Below are 18470 nucleotides of genomic sequence, written 5' to 3'. Positions count from 1 at the left end.
CCGAATGGGAGGAAGATGAGACCATGGTTGAGGACGCGCTGAAGCTTCGCACCGAGCTCCCGAGACCCGATGTCAGCGCCGAAGAGGCGCACGCGCTGCTGTCCGACCACTACGGTCTGTCAGGTACCATCATGGAACTCGGCAGCCAGCAGGACCGTAATTATCGCCTCGACACTGGCGCGCGGCGCTATGTGTTGAAGATCTGCCGCGCGGAATACGAGCCGCTGGAACTGGAAGCGCAGAACGCGGTCCTGCGGCACCTTGCCGGACGTCTGAGCACTGCAAGGGTCGCGGAGGTCGTGCCCTCACTCAAGGGCGATGCGATCGAGAGCGTTGCCGTCCGGGACCAGGCCTATCGGATCCGCCTGCTCACCTATCTCGATGGCGAACCGCTGACCCGGCGCAAGCATCTGTCGCACGAAACCGTTGCCGCACTCGGCCGGCTGGCGGGCAAGCTCGCCGCCGCCTTGCAGGATTTCGAGCATCCCGGGCTCGAGCGCGAACTGCAGTGGGACCTGCGCCGCGCCGGCCCGGTCGTGCTCCATCTCCTCGCCGACATGCCGGACCAGCAGCGCCGGAAGCGCATTGCCGAAATCATGGTCGGCGCCATGCGGCGGCTGCAGCCGCTCACGGCGGACCTGCGCACGCAGGCGATCCACCACGATGTCACCGACGACAATGTGGTGGGCCAGCCCGACGCATCCGGCCGACCAATCCCCGATGGCGTCATCGATTTCGGCGATATCCTCAACGGCTGGCTGGTCGCCGAACTCGCCGTCACCTGTGCTTCGCTGTTGCATCATGCCGATGGCGATCCCTGGTTCATCCTGCCGGCGGTCAAGGCGTTTCATGCGGAATGCCCGCTGACCGAGGCGGAGCTGAAGGCGCTCTGGCCGCTGATCGTCGCCCGTGCCGCCGTGCTGGTCGCCAGCTCCGAACACCAGCTTTCCCGCGAGCCGGATAACGCCTATGTCGAGGGCAATGCCGCGCATGAGCGGGAGATTTTCGAGGTGGCGAGCTCGGTTCCGACGGCGCTGATGGAGCACGCCATCCTGGCGGCGGTAGGGCTCGCGCCGGTATCAGCGCCGGTTGGCGGCGACAGCCTGATCCGGGGGCTCGGCCCGACAGACGTGCGCCAGATCGATCTGTCGATCCTGAGCCCGCTGTTGCCGGAGGAGCGCTGGCAGCACCAGGGATTGCCGATCTCGTTGCTGCAGCACGCCGCACACGCGATCGGTGTCGCGACCACCCGCTACGGCGAATACCGGATGACGGAGACCCAACTGCGGTCGCCGAAGCCGGACGCGACGCTGGCGCTGCACGTCGATATCTGCCTGGCGGCGGGCCGCGAAATCACCGCTCCCTTCTCCGCCCGTGTCGTCCGGCAGGATGGCTTGCTGGTGCTCGAAGGCGCCGAGGCCAGCCTGTTTCTCGAAGGCGTGGAAGCCCATGCCGACCTTTCAGAGACGGTTGTCGCCGGGGCGGCGCTCGGCATGGTCTCCGGCGAACAGCAATCCTACGGGCTGATCCGCGTCCAGCTTTGCCGCGAGCATGGCCTCGTGCCGCCGCTATTCGCCATGCCGCATCAGGCGGAAGCCTGGAAGCATCTCTGCCCTTCGCCGGCCGGTGTGCTCGGTTTCGAATGCGACGGGCCGGAACCCCATAGCGAAGCGCTGCTCGCCCGCCGCCAGCAGCACTTTGCCAGGCCGCAGAAGAACTACTACCTGAAACCACCGCAGATCGAGCGCGGCTGGAAGGATCATCTCTTCGACATCGAGGGCCGCAGCTACCTCGACATGGTCAACAACGTGACTATCCTCGGCCATGGGCATCCGCGGCTTGCGGCTGCCGTGGGACGGCAATGGTCCCTGCTCAACACCAATTCGCGCTTCCACTATGCCTCCGTCGCCGACTTCTCGACGCGGCTTGCAGCACTCGCCCCCGACGGGCTCGACACGGTGTTTCTGGTCAACAGCGGCTCGGAGGCGAACGATCTCGCGCTTCGGCTCGCCTGGGCCTATTCCGGCGCGCGCAATGTCGTGAGCCTGCTCGAGGCCTATCACGGCTGGACGGTCGCCAGCGACGCCGTATCGACCTCGATCGCCGACAATCCTCAGGCGCTCGAAACCCGCCCGGCCTGGGTGCATGCGGTCACCGCACCCAACACCTATCGCGGCGAGTTCCGTGGCGGCGATACCACCGACAGCTATGTCCGCTCGGTCGTCAAGAAGCTCACCGAACTGGACGCGGCCGACGAGAAGCTCGCCGGCTTCATCTGCGAACCGGTCTACGGCAATGCCGGCGGCATTCCTCTGCCAAAGGGCTATCTCGACGCGGTCTATGCCATGGTGCGGGCACGCGGCGGCGTCTGCATCGCCGACGAAGTGCAGGTCGGCTACGGCCGCCTTGGCGATTACTTCTGGGGCTTCGAGGAGCAGGGCGTGGTGCCCGATATCATCACGGTCGCCAAGGGCATGGGCAACGGCCATCCGCTCGGCGCCGTCATCACCCGCCGCGAGATCGCCGATGCGCTGGAGAAGGAGGGATACTTCTTCTCGTCTTCCGGCGGCAGCCCGGTGAGTTCGGTCGTCGGGCAGGTGGTTTTGGATATCCTGACCGAAGAGCGGCTGCCGGAGAACGCCCGTGTCGTCGGCAGCTATCTGAAGGCCCGGCTCGAAGCGCTGGGGCAGCGCTTTCCGCTGATCGGCGCCGTGCATGGCATGGGGCTCTATCTCGGCGTCGAATTCGTGCGCGATCGGGAGACCCTGTCGCCGGCAACGGAGGAGACGGCAGCAATCTGCGACCGGCTGCTCGAGCTCGGCGTCATCATGCAGCCGACCGGCGACCACCTGAACGTGTTGAAGATCAAGCCGCCGCTCTGCCTATCCCGCGAGAGCGCCGATTTCTTTGCCGACATGCTGGGCCGGGTGCTGGAGGAAGGCTGGTAAAAGCGAAAACGCCGCGGGGAGGGCCGCGGCGTCTCGTTGGCGCTTTTCCTTGGATGAGCAATTCCGAACGGAGACTTTGCCGGAACTGCTCCTGGGGATCAGCGTGCCGGCGGGGCGTACATCAGGCCGCCCTGGCTCCAGAGTTTATTGAGACCGCGATCGATCTTCAGCGGGCTGTCCTTGCCGAGGTGGCGTTCGAAGACTTCGCCATAGTTGCCGACGGCGGAAACCACCTGGTAGGCCCACTTCGGATCGAGCCCCAGCGACTTGCCGGCTTCGTTCTCGATGCCGAGGAAACGCTTCTGGGCGTTCGTTCCGCTTTCGATGAGCTTTGCGGCATTGTCCTTGGTGATGCCGAGTTCTTCCGCCTCGGTCAGTGCGAACAGCGTCCAGCGCACGACCTTGAACCACTGGTCGTCGCCCTGGCGGACGGCCGGACCGAGCGGCTCCTTGGAGATGACTTCCGGCAGCACGACGAAACGATCGGGATCGTTCAACGTCAGGCGCTGGGCATAAAGTGCAGAAGCGTCGGTCGAATAGACGTCGCAGCGGGCGGTGTTGAAGGCCTGGATCGTCTGGTCGGCCTTTTCGAAGGCGACGACCTGGTACTGGATGTTGTTGGCGCCGAAATAGTCGGCCATGTTCTGTTCGGTCGTCGTGCCGGTCTCGGTGCAGACGGAGGCGCCCGAGAGTTCCTTGACGCTCTTCACGCCGAGGTCGTTGCGCACCATGAAGGCCTGGCCGTCATAGTAGTTGACGCCGACGAAGCTCATGCCGAGATCGGTGTCGCGCGACAGCGTCCAGGTGGTCTGGCGCGACAGGAGGTCGGCCTCGCCGGACTGGAGCGCGGTGAAACGCTCCTTGGTCGAGAGTGGCACGTATTTCACCTTGTCCGGATTGCCGAGCGCTGCGGCGGCGACCGCGCGGCAGAAATCGATGTCGAAGCCGGTCCACTCGCCCTTGTCGTTGGGCGCGGAAAAGCCGAGTACGCCCTGGCTGACGCCGCAGCGAAGCTCGCCGCGTTCCTTGATGACGTCGAGCATGCCGGCGTTGGCGGCGGTGCCGGCAAGAAACGCCGCGCTCGCCAGTGCCAGAACTCCAAGTTTCACTCCAAGTTTCATTGTCCTGTTCTCCTCTTTCATTGTTTTAGGCATGCGTCTTCGCTGCCGGGATGGGTTCACATCCCGGCCGGTCGGTTATGGTTTCGGCGGTATCGCGCCCGGCGTCAGCCGAGCCTGCTGCTCACATCCGCGAAGGTTTCTTCGAGCACGGCGATAAGGTGGTCGGCATCGCGTTTCGAGAAGATCATCGGCGGACGCATTTTAAGAACGTTGTCATGCGGACCTTCGGTGCCCATCAGCACGCCGCGGCGGCGGGCACCATTGGAGACGGCGCGGGCGAATTCGGTTGCCGGCGCCTTGGTCTTGCGATCGGAAACAAGCTCGATGCCGAGGAACAGGCCCATGCCGCGCACGTCGCCGATCACCTCGTAGCGGGCCTGCATGGCACGGAAGGCGTCGATCAGGTAGTTGCCGATCTCAAGCGCGTTGCCGCGCAGATCATGCCCTTCGATCACGTCGAGCACCGCAAGCCCGACGGCACAGGAGACCGGGTTGCCGCCGAAGGTGTTGAAATACTCCATGCCGTTGTTGAAGCTGTCGGTCACCTCGCGGGTGGTGACCACGGCTGCGAGCGGATGGCCGTCGCCGATCGGCTTGCCCATGGTGACGATGTCGGGCACGACGCCTTGCGTCTCGAAGGCCCACCAATGGCTGCCGACACGGCCGAAGCCGACCTGCACTTCGTCGGCGATACAGACGCCGCCGGCTTCGCGCACGAGGCGGTAGACCTCCTTCAGGTAGCCCTCAGGCAGGAACACCTGGCCGGCGACGCTCGGGATCGATTCCGCGATGAAAAAGCCCGGTCCTTCGCCCTTGGCCTTCATCGCCTGGATCAGTTCGGCGACGCTTGCGGCAAAGCGCTTGCCGTGTTCCTCTGCTGGCCAGTCGGCCGGTGCATGGTAGCTGTCGGGAACGGTCGCCACATGGACGTGCGGCTTCGGACCCTTGCCGCCCTTGCGGCGGAACTTGTAGGGGCTGATGTCGATCAGCTCCTGGGTCGTGCCGTGATAGGACCAGTCGAGCGTGATCGCATTCTCGCGGCCGGTATGGGCGCGCATCAGCCGAAGCGCCAGGCCGTTGGCCTCGGAGCCGCTGTTGACGAAGCCCGCGACCGTCAACTCCTTCGGCAGCGTCGCCGTCAGCCGCTCGGCATAGGCGACGATGTTGTCGTGCAGGTAGCGGGTATTGGTGTTGAGAATTGCCGCCTGCTTTGCCATCGCCTCGACGACAGCCGGATGGGCGTGGCCGATGTGGCAGACATTGTTGAAGCAGTCGAGATAGGCGCGGCCGCTGTCGTCGATCAGCCAGACGCCTTCGCCACGCACGAACTTGATCGGCTTGTCGTAGGAGATCGAGAGGTTCGGCAGGAGCAGTTCCTTGCGGCGCTTGACGATCTCCTCGTGCGAGCGACCTTTCTTCTCGTAGAATTCGTCGGAAATGCCGGCAAAGGTGCGCGCATCGGGGAAGAGCTCGGCCCAGACGTCGAGAAACTGCGGTTCGCCGACGCCGAGGATTTCGGTCGCCGAGAGGCTGGTGTCGGTCGAAAGCTGCAGATGCAGATGCGGCGCCCAGCCGCCGTTTTCCTTCGGCGCGCCCATTTCGCCAACGAGCGCGCCGGCCGCAAGCCGATCACCGGCCTTGATGCGTCCCATGGCTTCATGCGCCATGTGCCCCCAGAGGGTGACGAAGGGCGGGCAACCCTCCGGCTCGTGGCGAAGCGCGATCAGGCAACCGTAGCCGAGCGGGTCTTCTTCGATCTCGACGCTGACGACGGTCGCTGCGAGCGGGGTGTAGAGCCTGGTGCCGGCGGCCATGAACAGGTCGAGGCCGAGATGGCGGGTGCGGCGGGTGTGATCGATGAAGCGCGAAACGAACATCTCGCCCGCATAGACGGTACGCTCCTCGCCAAAGGGGCCGATGCCGAGTTCGACGCCGTGCTCGCGGCAATAGTCTTCCCAGATCGCCTGAGCCTCGTCCGGTTGTTCCCCTGCGGATTTCACCGTCATCGGGTGCTTGGGGTCGCCATAGGGCACCAGCGCTGCCGGGTAGGTTGCGGCCGGGCGCGCAAGCAGCGGCTTCAGTGTCTTGCGGTTCTCTCGGATCCAGGCGGAAACCGCGTGGGCGCCCGGGGTTGCCTCGAAGCCGCAGGCATGCCGCAGGATGGCGGTGGCGAAACGCGGGTTCATCCGGTCGAGCTTGCGCAACAGCGTCCAGGCCGGCCGCTCGCTGATCGCGAGATAGGGATTGTCGTCGGTGTGGGCGCGGCGCGAGGCCGAGATGGTGACCGATGTGACGAGGCGCATGGCGATGAGATCGAAGAGCAGGTCGACCTCCTCTTCCGCCAGCGGATATTCGGTATGGAAGCCGCGGGCGATCGCAGCGGCGGCGCCGATCGGATCAGGGTGGTCGAGCCCGGCATAGGCGGCGGCGATCGCGACCTCGGCAACCACGGGCGCATGCAGGGCGTCGCCGAAATCGATGAGGCCGGAAATGGTGTCGTGATCGACTTTATCAACCAGCACGTTCCAGTCGTTGGCGTCGTTGTGAATCACGGCGGCGCGGAGGGTGGCAAGACGTGGCGCCACGGTCTTTTCGAAGCGGACAAGGAAGCGTTCGAGCAAAGCACGATCGTCGGCCGAGGCGACGTGGTGCAGCCGGTCAGCCGAGCGGCCGGCGTGGCGGATGTCCCAGTCGAGATCGCGCAGCGCGCCCGGATGCATGAAGCCCTTGAGCGAGGCATCGAAGCGGCCGAGCATCTGTCCGAGCGACTGAAGCGCTGCGTCGCTGCGCCCGGTTTCGGCAAGCGGCAGGCCCTCGACCCAGCTGACGAGCCGCAGGCGATGGGTGACGCCGCGCGCACTTGTCGTCGAAGCCAGGCTCGCGCCGGCAAGCGTCGGCCGGACATGCGGTACCGGCAGATCTGCGGCGTGGGTACCGACATGCTTCAGCAGCGCCGTCTGGAAATCGCCTTCGATTTCGGGCTCGGCGGCATTGATGATCTTCAGAATGGAGATGCTGCCGTCCTCAGCCTCGACCTTGAAGTTCTGGTCGCGTTCGCTGGCGAGCAGCGAGAGCGTACCGGCGAGGCCGTAATGCTCCTTCAGCACGGCGGCGGCCGCTTCGGTCGAAAAGTCAGGCGTGGTCTTCAGCATATCGTTCATGGGGATCCTCATCTCGATGAGGAGATTTGCATGGGCGCTGCCGTGATGCATCCGGCAATATGCCGGTTGCACCGGCACTATGTTTATAATAACCGTCATCTTGTCGGCGGGCACGGAGGAGGGGGCATGCAGGACATCGACGCGATCGACCGCACCATCCTCAGCATCCTGTCGCAAGAGGCGCGGATCCCGATGAAGTCGCTGGCCGGCCGCATCGGACTGTCCAGAAGTGCGACGACCGAGAGGGTCACGCGACTGGAGAAGGCCGGCGTCATCCGAGGCTATCGCGCCGATATCGGCCAGCTGGAGGAGGGCACGATCCAGGCCTTTCTGCTGGTGACGCTGAAGCGCACGCCGTCGATCGGCGTGCTCGACCGGCTCGCCGGCTTTTCATCGGTACGCAAGGTGTCGTCCGTCAGCGGCCAGCTCGATCTGGTCGTCGAGGTCGAGGTCGGCTCGATCAACGCGCTCAACGAGCTGCGCAACGAAGTGGCGACGATGGACAATGTCGAGGACCTGACGACCTCGATCGTGCTCAGGCGGGATATCGAGCGCAGCTGATTTTGAAGGATACCGGCTTGGGCCACCGGCTGCGTCAGCCCTCGCTGAGCAGTTCCGCCTCGCCGCTGAAACGTTCGAGCAGCGAGCGGCGCATGCGGCCGATGTCGCGCATCGGCGGTTCGCCGAAGTGACGGGCATATTCGCGGCTGAACTGCGACTGGCTTTCGTAGCCCACCTGATGGCCGGCATCGCCGGCGTCGAGGCTCTCCTCCAGCATCAGCCGCCGCGCCTCCTGCAGCCGAAGCTGCTTCTGGTACTGCAGCGGGCTCATGGCGGTGATCGCCTTGAAATGATGATGCAGCGACGAAACGCTCATCGACACCCGGCTGGCGAGATCATCGATCCGGAGCGGCCGCGAATAATGTTCCTTCAGCCAGGCGACGGCGCGGCCGACCTGGTGCGGCTGGCTGTCGGTCGTGGCCATCTGCCGGAGACGGTGGCCGTGCGGGCCGCTCAAGAGCCGGTAGAGGATTTCCTGTTCGATCAGCGGCAGCAGCGCCGGGATATCGTCCGGCCGTTCGAGCAGGCGCAGGAGGCGAAGGGCTGCGTCTTCGAGATCCGGCATAATCTTGCTGACGCTCATGCCGCGCACGGAGGCGGGCGGCGCCGGCAATTGCGAAAGCGACGCCAGCAGCGCCTGGATCTTGCCGGGGTCGAGCGTGAAGGCCATGCTGAGATAGGGTTCTTCCGCCGAGGACTGGCAGACCTGGGACAGAACCGGCAGGTCGATCGAGGTCAGCAGATAGTCGGAGGCGCCGTAGATCAGGGTCTCTTCGCCCAGCACGACGCGCTTCGCACCCTGCACGATGATTGCCAGGCTTGGCCGGTAGGCGGAGCAATTGACCGGAGCCTCACCGCCATGGCGGTGCAGGCTCAGACCGGAGATGTCGGTCATGTGGTCACCATCCCGTTCGGCGAACCGGGCAATGATGTCGATCATCTCTTGGCGGGCGGTCTGTCGCGTGACTGTCATAATCTACGGTCTTTCCAGCGGCTTAGCATTGTGTGAGGCAATGCTCAGATAGGGCATCGAAGTGCCATCTCCAGGACATCCCTGTCAATCTTGGAGGATCGTGCAAAAACTTTGCAGGATCGCTCTAACGCTCACCGTGCCTGCGCCGCCATAGTTCGAGGTGCGTCAGGCCGGGCTCCCTCCGGACCTGCACCCTTTCCCAAAATGAGGACAGACTGATGGCCATTGCAAGAGGATATGCGGCGACCGATGCGTCGAAGCCGCTGACGCCCTTCACCTTCGAGCGCCGCGAGCCGCGCGACGACGACGTGGTGATCGAGATCAAGTATTGCGGCGTCTGCCATTCGGACATCCACCAGGCCCGCAACGAATGGGGCAACTCCGCCTTCCCGATGGTTCCCGGCCACGAGATCGTCGGCATCGTCACGGCGGTCGGCTCCAAGGTGACCAAATTCAAGGTGGGCGACCGCGCCGGCGTCGGCTGCTTCGTCGATTCCTGCACCACCTGCGCCACCCGCGACCTCGATCTCGAGCACTACATGCCGGGCCTGATCGTGACCTATAACGGCGTCGAGGCCGACGGCAAGACGGCGACGCAGGGCGGCTATTCCGACCATATCGTGGTCAAGGAAGGCTATGTGCTTTCGATCCCGGAAAACCTGCCGCTCGACGCTGCCGCTCCGCTTCTGTGCGCCGGCATCACGCTCTATTCGCCGCTGCGCCACTGGAAGGCCGGCCCCGGCAAGAAGATCGCGATCGTCGGCATGGGCGGTCTCGGCCACATGGGTGTCAAGCTGGCGCATGCCATGGGCGCGGACGTCACAGTTCTCAGCCAGACGCTTTCCAAGAAGGAAGACGGGCTGAAGCTCGGCGCCGATCATTACTATGCCACCAACGACCCCGAGACCTTCAAGACGCTGGCCGGCACCTTCGACCTGATCATCTGCACGGTTGCCGCCGAGATCGACTGGAACGCCTATCTCAACCTGCTCAAGGTCGATGGCGATCTGGTGCTGGTCGGCATTCCCGAGAATGCCGTGCCGGTGCACGCCTTCTCGCTGGTGCCAGCGCGCCGCAGCATTTCCGGCTCGATGATCGGTTCGATCAAGGAGACCCAGGAAATGCTCGACTTCTGCGGCGAGCACGACATCGTTTCGGAAATCGAGACGATCCGCATCCAGGAGATCAACGCGGCCTATGAGCGCGTCGTCAAGAGCGACGTGCGCTACCGCTTCGTCATCGACATGGCATCGCTGCAGGACGCCGCCTAAGCTGAAATGAAAAGGCCCGGAATCCGATGGATTCCGGGCCTTTTTCTGACTGCGGCAGAGGCCTAAACCAATGGCAGCGGCCCGTCGTTCTTGATCTCTTCCATGACAGCGTAGGTGCGGGTCTCCTTGACGCCCGGCAGCGTCCAGAGCACCTGGCCGAGGAAGTTGCGGTAGGCCGCCATATCCTCGAAGCGGGTCTTGACCAGATAGTCGAAGCCGCCTGCCACCATGTGACATTCGAGCACGGCCGGCGCCTGTTTGACGGCGGCGGCGAACTGGTCGAAGACGTCGGGCGTCGTCTTGTCGAGCATGACCTCGATGAAGACCAGCAGGCCGAAGCCGAGCTTGTGCGGGTCCAATCTCGCGCCGAAGCCCGAGACATAGCCTTCCTTCAACAGCCGACGCAGCCGTTCGCTGGTCGCAGTCGGTGACAGGCCGATGCGATCGGCAAGCTCCAGGTTGGTGATGCGGCCGTCCGCCTGGAGGATGTTGAGAATTCGACGGTCAATCTTGTCGATCTGATGCATGGAGCCTCCCATCCGTGCCTCAGGCGGCAAGTCGCGTTTCCGCGAGCTTCACCCAGTAGGAAATGCCGTGCGGGATCGCCTCGTCGTTGAAGTCATAGGCGGGATGATGCAGTCCGGCGGTGTCGCCATTGCCCATGAAGATAAAGGCGCCGGGACGGGCGAGCAGCATGTAGGAGAAATCCTCACCGCCCATCATCGGGTCGAGCGACGGCTGGACGTTGCCGGCACCGGCAATCTCGGCTGCCGCCTGCAGGGCGTAACCGGTCTCGTCGGCATGGTTCACGGTCACCGGGTAGTTGCGGTTGTAGGCGACCTGGACGGTCGCGCCGTAGATCTGCGCAACGCCTTCGGCGATCGTGCGGATGCGGCTTTCGCCGATCTCGCGCACCTCCGGCATGAGAGTGCGTACGGTGCCGCCGAGCACCGCTTCCTCCGGAATGACGTTGTGGGCGAAGCCGGCGTTGAACTTGGTGACGGAGACGACGACGGAGGCCAGCGGATCGACGGTGCGCGACGCGATCGTCTGCAGTGCCGTCACGATCTGCGTGCCGACGACGATCGGGTCGATTGTCTTGTGCGGCTGGGCCGCATGGCCGCCGCGGCCCTTGATGGTGATGGTGAACTCGTCGGTCGAGGCCATGATCGGGCCGACGCGGCTGCCGAACTGGCCGACGGGCATGCCCGGCATATTGTGCATGCCGTAGACTTCGGCGATGGCAAAGCGTTCCATCATGCCGTCCTTGACCATCTCGTTGCCGCCACCGCCGCCTTCTTCGGCGGGTTGGAAGATGACCGCGACGCTGCCGGCAAAGTTGCGGGTTTCGGCGAGATATTTCGCTGCGCCGAGCAGCATCGCCGTGTGGCCGTCGTGGCCGCAGGCATGCATCTTGCCCGACGTCTCGGACGCCCAGGCCTTGCCGCTCGTCTCGGTGATCGGCAGCGCGTCCATGTCGGCGCGAAGGCCGATGGTGCGGCCGGCGCCGAGATTGCCGCGGATGAGGCCGACGACGCCGGTGCGGCCAAGGCCCGTCACGACTTCGTCAACGCCGAACTCCTTCAGTTTCTTTTCGACGAAGGATGCCGTATTTTCGACCGCGAACAGGAGCTCCGGGTTCCTGTGCAGGTGGCGCCGCCACTCGGCGACTTCGTTTTGGAGCTCGGCGGCACGGTTGAGTATCGGCATCGGTTCGTCCTGTCGGTCTGTGCGATCACTAATTGTATCTGCGTATCGGTGTGGATTGGCAGCAGTCCCTGTGAATGGGCTTTGCCATCTCCTCGCCATATAGGCTAAATAGCCGGACGAGACGAGGCAACAGCGGATTTTCGAGGTCCTATCGTGGTGACAGCAGGATTTTTCACGCGTGGCAAGGTAAAGGCGCTCGGAGCGACCGTAGCGACGTGCGCCACGCTTCTTGCGGCTTTCCCGGCCGCGGCCAATCCGAGGCTGGTCGTCGACGTCAATTCGCTGAAGGTCTACGAGCACCAGGATATCTTCCAGAAATGGTATCCGGCGTCGCTGACCAAGCTGATGACGGCCTATACGGCCTTCCGCGCGATCAAGTCCGGGCAGCTCACGCTCGAAAGCCCTGTCGTCATGACCAAGAACGCGGCGGCCGAGCCACCAAGCAAGATGTTCTACAAGCCCGGCCAGGCGATGACGCTCGACAGCGCGCTGAAGATGATGCTGGTGAAATCCGCGAACGACGTGGCGGTCGCGATCGCCGAAACGGTCGCTGGGTCGGAGCCCGCCTTCATCGAGCGGATGAATGCCGAGGCGCGGCGCATCGGCATGACGTCCTCGAACTTCATCAACCCGAACGGTCTGCCCGGGCCGGGACAGTACACGACGGCGCGCGACCTTGCGGTGCTGGCCATCACGCTCAAGCGCGAGTTCCCGCAATACGCCTCCTATTTCTCGCTAGAGGGCTTTACCACCGGCAAGAAAGACTATCCGAACTACAACAAGCTGATCGGCCGCTTCGAAGGCGCTGACGGCATGAAGACGGGCTTCATCTGCGCCTCCGGCTTCAACCAGGTTTCGTCTGCCACCCGAGAGGGCCGCAGCGTCGTTTCGGTGGTGCTCGGCGAAGACAGCCTCGGCGCGCGTACCGACGAATCCGCGCGGCTGTTGCAGATGGCGCTGACGACGAATGGCACCGGAAAACCGTCGCTGGTGCAGATCTCACCCTATGGCGAAACGCGCGACATGGTGGCCGATGTCAGCAAGCAGATCTGCTCGAAGGCGGCCGCCAAGGTGCGCAGTGAGGGTCGCGACGAGGCTGGACGCCAAAAGCTGCTTTCACCCTATATCCACGAAATCAACCGGCCGCTGAAGCTCGCCTTCGCCGGTCTTATCGCCGGCAGCGGTGAAAAGGCGCCGAAGGTCGCCGGTGATCCGGACGGCCAGGGGGATGCCGTCAATGTGCCGATCCCCGTGCCGCGGCCGACATTCTGATCGGAGTCTATGATGGTTAGCCCCCTGCCGGCGGTGCCGGTCTCCATCCTCACCGGCTTTCTCGGTGCGGGCAAGACGACGTTGCTCAACCGGCTGCTGAAGGATCCCGATCTCTCGGACACGGCTGTCATCATCAACGAATTCGGCGACGTTTCGATCGACCATCTGCTGGTGGAAGCCTCCAGCGACGGCGTCATCGAGCTCTCCGACGGTTGCCTCTGCTGCACGGTGCGCGGCGAACTGGTCGACACGCTCGCCGATCTCATGGACCGGATGCAGACCGGCAAGATCAAACCGCTGAAGCGCGTCGTCATCGAAACCACCGGCCTTGCCGATCCGGCGCCGGTGCTGCAGTCGGTCATCGGCAATCCGATCATAGCGCAGAGCTTCCGGCTGGATGGCGTCGTCACGGTCGTCGATGCCGTCAACGGCCTGCAGACGATCGCCAACCACGAGGAAGCGCTGAAGCAGATTGCCGTTGCCGATCGCATCGTCATCAGCAAGACGGGGCTTGCCGAGGCTTCCATGCGCGATGCGCTGACGGCCCGGATCCGCGCGCTCAATCCGCGCGCGCCGCTGATCGATGGCGACAGCGCCGAGGCGGGACGCGCAGGGCTATTTGACTGCGGCCTCTACGATCCCTCGTCGAAGATCGCCGATGTCGGCCGCTGGCTGCAGGACGAAGCCCATCAAGACCATCACCATCATGGCCACGATCACGAGCATCATCACCACGACCATGGCGACCATCACCACGATCATGACCATGGTCACGATCACCACCACCATCACGATGTGACACGACATGGCGGCGATATCCGCTCGTTCAGCATCGTGCACGACCGGCCGATCGAGCCGATGGCGCTCGACATGTTCATCGATCTCCTGCGCTCGGCGCATGGCGAGAGGCTGCTTCGGATGAAGGCGATCGTCGCGGTTGCCGACCGGCCGGAGAGGCCACTGGTGCTGCATGGCGTACAGAACGTGTTTCACACGCCGGAGCGCCTTGCCGCCTGGCCGGACCCGAAAGACCGGCGTACACGCATGGTGCTGATCACCAAGGGGCTGACGGAAGATTTCGTCCGCGACCTCTTCGACGCCTTCACCGGCAAGCCGCGCATCGACCGGCCGGACGCGCAGGCGCTCTCGGACAACCCGCTCGCCGTTCCCGGCATGCGGTTCTAAAGCAAACTCCAGGAAAAGTGCGAAGCGGTTTTCCGTCCGGAGTTGCGTTGTTTGAGGCAAACTCCAGGAAAAGTGCGAAGTGGTTGTCCGTCCGGAGTTGTGTCGAGGCAAACTCCAGGAAAAGTGCGAAGCGGTTTTCCGTCCGGAGTTGTGCCTGCGTAGAACAGGCCAAGCCGCGTGGCGACTTGGCGTCTCACGCGCCCTTGCGGATGAGGAACCGGTGGCCGCCGTCGAGGGGCGCCGCTTCTACGAGCTTGTGGCCGTCCTCGTTGCAGAAGTGCGGGATGTCGATGACCGCCAGAGGGTCCGTGGTTTCGACCTCGATGAGCGCACCGGGCGCCAGCGCGCTCATGCGTTTGCGCGTCTTCAAAACGGGAAGGGGGCACTTAAGCCCCCTCAGGTCGTAGACGATCTTCTGTTCGTCCGGCATCAATTGCCCCAGATCTTCCAGAAGGGGCGCTTCTTCGGCGGCTCTTCGGTCAGGACAGGCGTTTCTGCAGCCGCATCGGGTGCGGGCGCCGTTGCAACGGCCGCGGTCTGTTGCGGAGCGGCAGCCGTCGCTCCGGTTCGCGCCTGCTTCTCGGTCTTTGCCGGCTCCTGAGCCTGTGGCGCAACGGCGGCCTGCTGTTCCGGCGCAATGACGACGGGAGCGGGCATCTGCAGTTCCGGTTCGCTCTTGGAGAACAGGCTCCAGAAGGATTTCTTCGGCTGTTCGACGGCCGCCTGCATGACGGGCTGCGGAATGGGATTGGCGGCCGGGACGGGCACGTGCTTGCCGCCGTCCGTCGCCTTTTCGAGTTCCTTCTTCTGGATCTCGACGGCCTGCTTGGTCTCTTCCGCTTCCTTCTGATCGGCGAGTTTCTTTTCGAGATCGCTCGCCTTCATCATCTTGCCAGCGTCAAGCGAGTTGCCGGTCGGGGCATAGGCGAGTTCGCGGCCGACGCGCTGCTTGGCGACGATCGCCTTGCGCTCGGCTTCACTCGGCTCGTACCAGACCATGCCGTCATACTTCTTCATGGCCTTGTCGTAGTCGGTCTGGTAGCTCTTCTCGAAGCTCGCCATCGCGACCTGCAACGCCGGCGGCGTGGACATGGCCGGGCACTGGCCGCCCGGATTGAACGGTCCGGAGGCCTGCTGGTTGAAGACGTACTTCTTCTCGCAGACGTTGATTTCCGGCGGACGCTTCGTGACTTCGAACTGGTCGTAGCCGACCTTCAGCATCTTCCAGAAGTCGATGTTCGGATTGTCGCGGTGACGCGCCATGTTTTCGGCGGTCATGCGGAAGGGGAAGGCCTGCAGCTGCACGCTCTCCTGGCCGCCCTTGAAGCTATCGCGGGCGAGCGCGAAAATCTCGATCATCTGCTCGTCGGTCATCGAGTAGCAGCCCGACGAGGAGCAGGCACCATGGATCATCAGGTGCGTGCCCTGGCGGCCGTTCGCCTTGTCGTAGGCGTTGGGATAGCCGGTATTGATGGCCAGATAGTAGTTGGAGTTGGGGTTCATCTGGCGCGGGAAGAGCGGGTAGAAGCCTTCCGGCGCCTGACGATCGCCTTCCTTTACCTTGGGCCCGAGCTTGCCCGACCAAGCGCAGATCTTATAGCTTTTCAGAAGCTGGAAGCGGTTGGCGGTATTGGCCTTCCAGACTTCGAGCGTGCCCTCTTCCTTGAAGATGCGCAGCGCGATCGGGGCCTGCTTCTGCATCCCGAGTTCGGCCATCTTTTTGACCATCGGGGCAGAGACCTGGTACTCGGTCTTGTTCTTGACGGACTTGATGTCGACCGACGTCGTGGCGTCGAGCGCGTCGTTGGTGCAGCCGGCAAGTGCGGCGACAATGGCGGCGGAAGCTAAAAGGTGCCAGAAACGCATCAGCAGAGGCCCGTTCAAACCCAAACTCGACTAGGAAAGCCCAGGTCCGCAACGGGTGGGCTCTTCAGAGAATCACTAAGCGATTATACTTCACGAATTCTTAACCCTGCAGGGTGGCCCTGCCGATGCGCTGTTCATGACCTCATGAATATGGCCAAGATTTGGCCACACTCCGCTTTGCGGTTGCGAAATCCTTTTCCGCAATCCGTGCGCCATCAGGATGGGATCAGGAGGAGGGCGTGGGAATTCCGTTCCGCTCCCTCTCAGGATCCCGTCCCGACTTAGAGGTTGCGGCCGATATTCAGGTATTTTTGTCGGCGATCGGTGCGCAATTGGTCGCCATCGCGTCCGGACAGTTCCTTCAGCGCGTCGGCGATCACGGTTCCGGTGCGTCCGATGACCGCGTTCGGGTCGCGGTGCGCGCCGCCGACCGGCTCCTGAATGATGCCGTCGATGACGCCGAGCGCCTTCAGATCGTCGGACGTGATCTTCATGTTGCTGGCGGCTTCCTTGGCGCGGGTGGAATCGCGCCACAGGATCGAGGCTGCGCCTTCCGGCGAGATGACGCTGTAGATCGCATGCTCCAGCATGTAGACGCGGTTGCCGGTGGCGATCGCAATCGCGCCGCCGGAGCCGCCTTCGCCGATGACGACGGTGACGATCGGCACGCGAACGTTGAGGCACATCTCGGTCGAGCGGGCGATGGCTTCCGCCTGGCCGCGCTCTTCGGCGTTGACACCCGGATAGGCGCCGGCGGTGTCGACCAGCGTGATCAGCGGCAGGCCGAAGCGATCGGCCATTTCCATGACGCGGATCGCCTTGCGGTAGCCTTCGGGGCGCGGGCTACCGAAATTGTGCTTGATGCGCGATTTCGTGTCGTTGCCCTTTTCCTGGCCGAGGACGGCGACCGGCATGCCGCGGAAACGCGCAAGGCCGGCCTGGATGGCGTCGTCGTTGGCGAAGTTGCGGTCGCCGGCAAGCGGGGTGAACTCGGTGAAGAGTTCGGCGGCATAATCCAGGAAGTGCGGGCGCTGGGGGTGGCGGGCGACCTGGGTCTTCTGCCAGGGCGTCAGCTTGGAATAGATCTCGACCATCGCGTCGCGCACGCGCGTCTCCAGCCGTTCGATCTCATCCGAAGTATTCACGCTCTCGTCTTCGCCGGCGAGCTTCTTCAATTCGAGAATCTTGCCTTCGAGGTCGGAGATGGGTTTTTCGAAATCGAGATAGTTGTGCATGAGATGCGTTTCCGATCATTTTGCGACAAGGGTCTGCGGGCCGAAACCAGCCTGCCCGGCGGTCCTAATCCTGTTTTTTCGCCTGTTTGGCAAGAGGGTGATGGTTTTGCACCAGGTTGTGCAGCCGTTCTTCGAGCACATGTGTATAGATTTGTGTCGTTGAAATGTCCGAATGCCCCAGCAGTTCCTGCACGGCGCGAAGGTCGGCGCCGTTGGCGAGCAGATGGCTGGCGAATGCGTGCCTGAGCACGTGCGGGGAGATCGTGGCGACGCGGATGCCGGCGCGCGCGGCAAGCGATTTCAGGTCCCGGGCAAAGACCTGGCGCGGCAGGAAGCCCTGCTTGCTCGAGGAGGGAAAGAGCCACGGGCTCTCACGGTTGCCGCTTTCCTCGCGTGCCATCTCGTCGGCGAGCGCCTCGCCATAGGACCGCATCGCCCGGATGGCCGCCTGCGACAGCGGCACGAGCCTGTCCTTGTTGCCCTTGCCGCGAATGACGAGGAAGCGACCGTTTTGTTGAAGCACGCTGGCCGGCAGCGAAACGAGTTCGCTGACGCGCATGCCAGTGGCGTAGAGCAGTTCGATCAGCGCATGCATGCGCAACTTGGCCAGCCGGTCCGCTCCGCCGGCTGCGGCTTCGGTCTCGGCCTGTCCGATCAGGCGCGAAACGTCGTCGACGCTCAGCGTCTTTGGCAGGCTGCGCCCTTTCTTCGGTGCGTCGAGAATGCCGGTCGGGTCGTCGCCGCGCATGCCTTCGGCATAGAGGAACTTGTAGAACTGCCGAAGTGCCGAAAGGCGTCTTGCCTGCGAGGAGGGCTTGAAGCCCTGGCCGGAGAGGTGGGAAAGATAGGCGCGAAGATCGTCCGATGTTGCCGCCGTCAATCCGGTGCCGAGCGTGCGCAGATGGGAAGTGGCGTCCTCGAGGTCGCGCTCGTAGGATTGCAGCGTGTTGACCGCGGCCCCCCGTTCGGCGCTCATCATTTCGAGGAAGGCTTCGACATGGGCTGCGGAAAGATCGCTCATTGGGTCTTGTTCACCCGTTCCGACGGAATCTTAACGGTCACGTCCCGCTCCGTCGGTTCGACGAAGGTGACGAGGGATACCATCGTGCCGTAAACTATCCCGGCGATTACGGCGCAGAAGAACAGGAACCGGAAAAGGGTCGGCAT

At 63.8% G+C, this 18470-nt stretch carries 15 protein-coding genes; 5 read left to right on the top strand and 10 right to left on the bottom strand.

Annotated features, from left to right (window positions below; genetic code table 11):
- The first annotated feature begins 23 nt into the window (after positions 1-23).
- Complete coding sequence (locus C1A35_RS11505) at positions 24-2948, top strand: aminotransferase (RefSeq protein WP_104664464.1); 2925 nt, start codon at positions 24-26, stop codon at positions 2946-2948.
- 98 nt (positions 2949-3046) lie between these two features.
- On the opposite strand, the gene C1A35_RS11500 is transcribed toward C1A35_RS11505, so the two are convergent.
- Positions 3047-4069 carry an amino acid ABC transporter substrate-binding protein gene (locus C1A35_RS11500; RefSeq protein WP_199772918.1) on the bottom strand — a complete coding sequence of 341 codons (1023 nt, stop codon included), beginning with the start codon at positions 4067-4069 and terminating at the stop codon, positions 3047-3049.
- Positions 4070-4173: 104 nt separating this feature from the next.
- The gene (locus tag C1A35_RS11495; RefSeq protein WP_104664463.1) at positions 4174-7230 is read right to left on the bottom strand and encodes an aminotransferase class III-fold pyridoxal phosphate-dependent enzyme; all 3057 of its coding nucleotides are present in this window, start codon (positions 7228-7230) and stop codon (positions 4174-4176) included.
- Positions 7231-7356: 126 nt separating this feature from the next.
- On the opposite strand from C1A35_RS11495, the gene C1A35_RS11490 reads away from it, so the two are divergent.
- The gene (locus C1A35_RS11490) at positions 7357-7791 is read left to right on the top strand and encodes an Lrp/AsnC family transcriptional regulator (RefSeq protein ID WP_104664462.1); all 435 of its coding nucleotides are present in this window, start codon (positions 7357-7359) and stop codon (positions 7789-7791) included.
- A 34-nt stretch (positions 7792-7825) separates the two neighbouring features.
- Here the strand turns inward: C1A35_RS11490 and C1A35_RS11485 are convergent, their stop codons facing one another.
- Positions 7826-8764, bottom strand: a complete 939-nt coding sequence (locus C1A35_RS11485) for an AraC family transcriptional regulator (protein ID WP_104664461.1) — start codon at positions 8762-8764, stop codon at positions 7826-7828.
- A gap of 218 nt (positions 8765-8982) precedes the next feature.
- On the opposite strand from C1A35_RS11485, the gene C1A35_RS11480 reads away from it, so the two are divergent.
- Complete coding sequence (locus C1A35_RS11480; RefSeq protein WP_104664460.1) at positions 8983-10035, top strand: NAD(P)-dependent alcohol dehydrogenase; 1053 nt, start codon at positions 8983-8985, stop codon at positions 10033-10035.
- 62 nt (positions 10036-10097) lie between these two features.
- Here the strand turns inward: C1A35_RS11480 and C1A35_RS11475 are convergent, their stop codons facing one another.
- Both C1A35_RS11475 and C1A35_RS11470 read right to left on the bottom strand, forming a co-directional pair.
- Complete coding sequence (locus C1A35_RS11475; protein ID WP_057254736.1) at positions 10098-10562, bottom strand: Lrp/AsnC ligand binding domain-containing protein; 465 nt, start codon at positions 10560-10562, stop codon at positions 10098-10100.
- Positions 10563-10581: 19 nt separating this feature from the next.
- Positions 10582-11745 carry a M20 aminoacylase family protein gene (locus tag C1A35_RS11470; protein WP_104664459.1) on the bottom strand — a complete coding sequence of 388 codons (1164 nt, stop codon included), beginning with the start codon at positions 11743-11745 and terminating at the stop codon, positions 10582-10584.
- 156 nt (positions 11746-11901) lie between these two features.
- Between C1A35_RS11470 and C1A35_RS11465 the strand changes: the two genes are divergently transcribed.
- Positions 11902-13017 carry a D-alanyl-D-alanine carboxypeptidase family protein gene (locus tag C1A35_RS11465; protein ID WP_199772917.1) on the top strand — a complete coding sequence of 372 codons (1116 nt, stop codon included), beginning with the start codon at positions 11902-11904 and terminating at the stop codon, positions 13015-13017.
- A 12-nt stretch (positions 13018-13029) separates the two neighbouring features.
- Positions 13030-14202 (top strand): CobW family GTP-binding protein, encoded by a 1173-nt coding sequence (locus tag C1A35_RS11460; RefSeq protein WP_104664457.1) that lies wholly within the window; start codon positions 13030-13032, stop codon positions 14200-14202.
- Between the two features lie 193 nt (positions 14203-14395).
- Here C1A35_RS11460 and C1A35_RS11455 read toward each other — a convergent pair whose 3' ends face one another.
- From C1A35_RS11455 to C1A35_RS11435, 5 genes are all read right to left on the bottom strand, one after another.
- Entirely contained in the window at positions 14396-14632 is a 237-nt protein-coding gene (locus tag C1A35_RS11455; RefSeq protein WP_104664456.1) for a sulfurtransferase TusA family protein, read from the bottom strand.
- Positions 14632-16068: a L,D-transpeptidase family protein gene (locus tag C1A35_RS11450; RefSeq protein ID WP_104664455.1), complete on the bottom strand. Its 1437-nt coding sequence runs from the start codon at positions 16066-16068 to the stop codon at positions 14632-14634. Before C1A35_RS11450 ends, C1A35_RS11455 begins: the two co-directional genes overlap by 1 nt.
- Before the next feature lie 281 nt (positions 16069-16349).
- Positions 16350-17303 carry an acetyl-CoA carboxylase carboxyltransferase subunit alpha gene (locus C1A35_RS11445; RefSeq protein ID WP_104664454.1) on the bottom strand — a complete coding sequence of 318 codons (954 nt, stop codon included), beginning with the start codon at positions 17301-17303 and terminating at the stop codon, positions 16350-16352.
- A gap of 64 nt (positions 17304-17367) precedes the next feature.
- Positions 17368-18324, bottom strand: a complete 957-nt coding sequence (gene xerD, locus C1A35_RS11440) for a site-specific tyrosine recombinase XerD (protein ID WP_104664453.1) — start codon at positions 18322-18324, stop codon at positions 17368-17370.
- Positions 18321-18470, bottom strand: coding sequence for a hypothetical protein (locus tag C1A35_RS11435; RefSeq protein ID WP_104664452.1), 150 nt, complete (start codon positions 18468-18470; stop codon positions 18321-18323). The genes xerD and C1A35_RS11435 overlap by 4 nt, the downstream gene beginning before the upstream one ends.

This window comes from Ensifer adhaerens (genome assembly GCF_002940685.1).
In the GTDB taxonomy this organism is placed as follows: domain Bacteria; phylum Pseudomonadota; class Alphaproteobacteria; order Rhizobiales; family Rhizobiaceae; genus Ensifer; species Ensifer adhaerens_E.
Note: the sequence above shows the minus strand (reverse complement) of the source record. Positions and strands in the feature narration are given on the sequence as shown.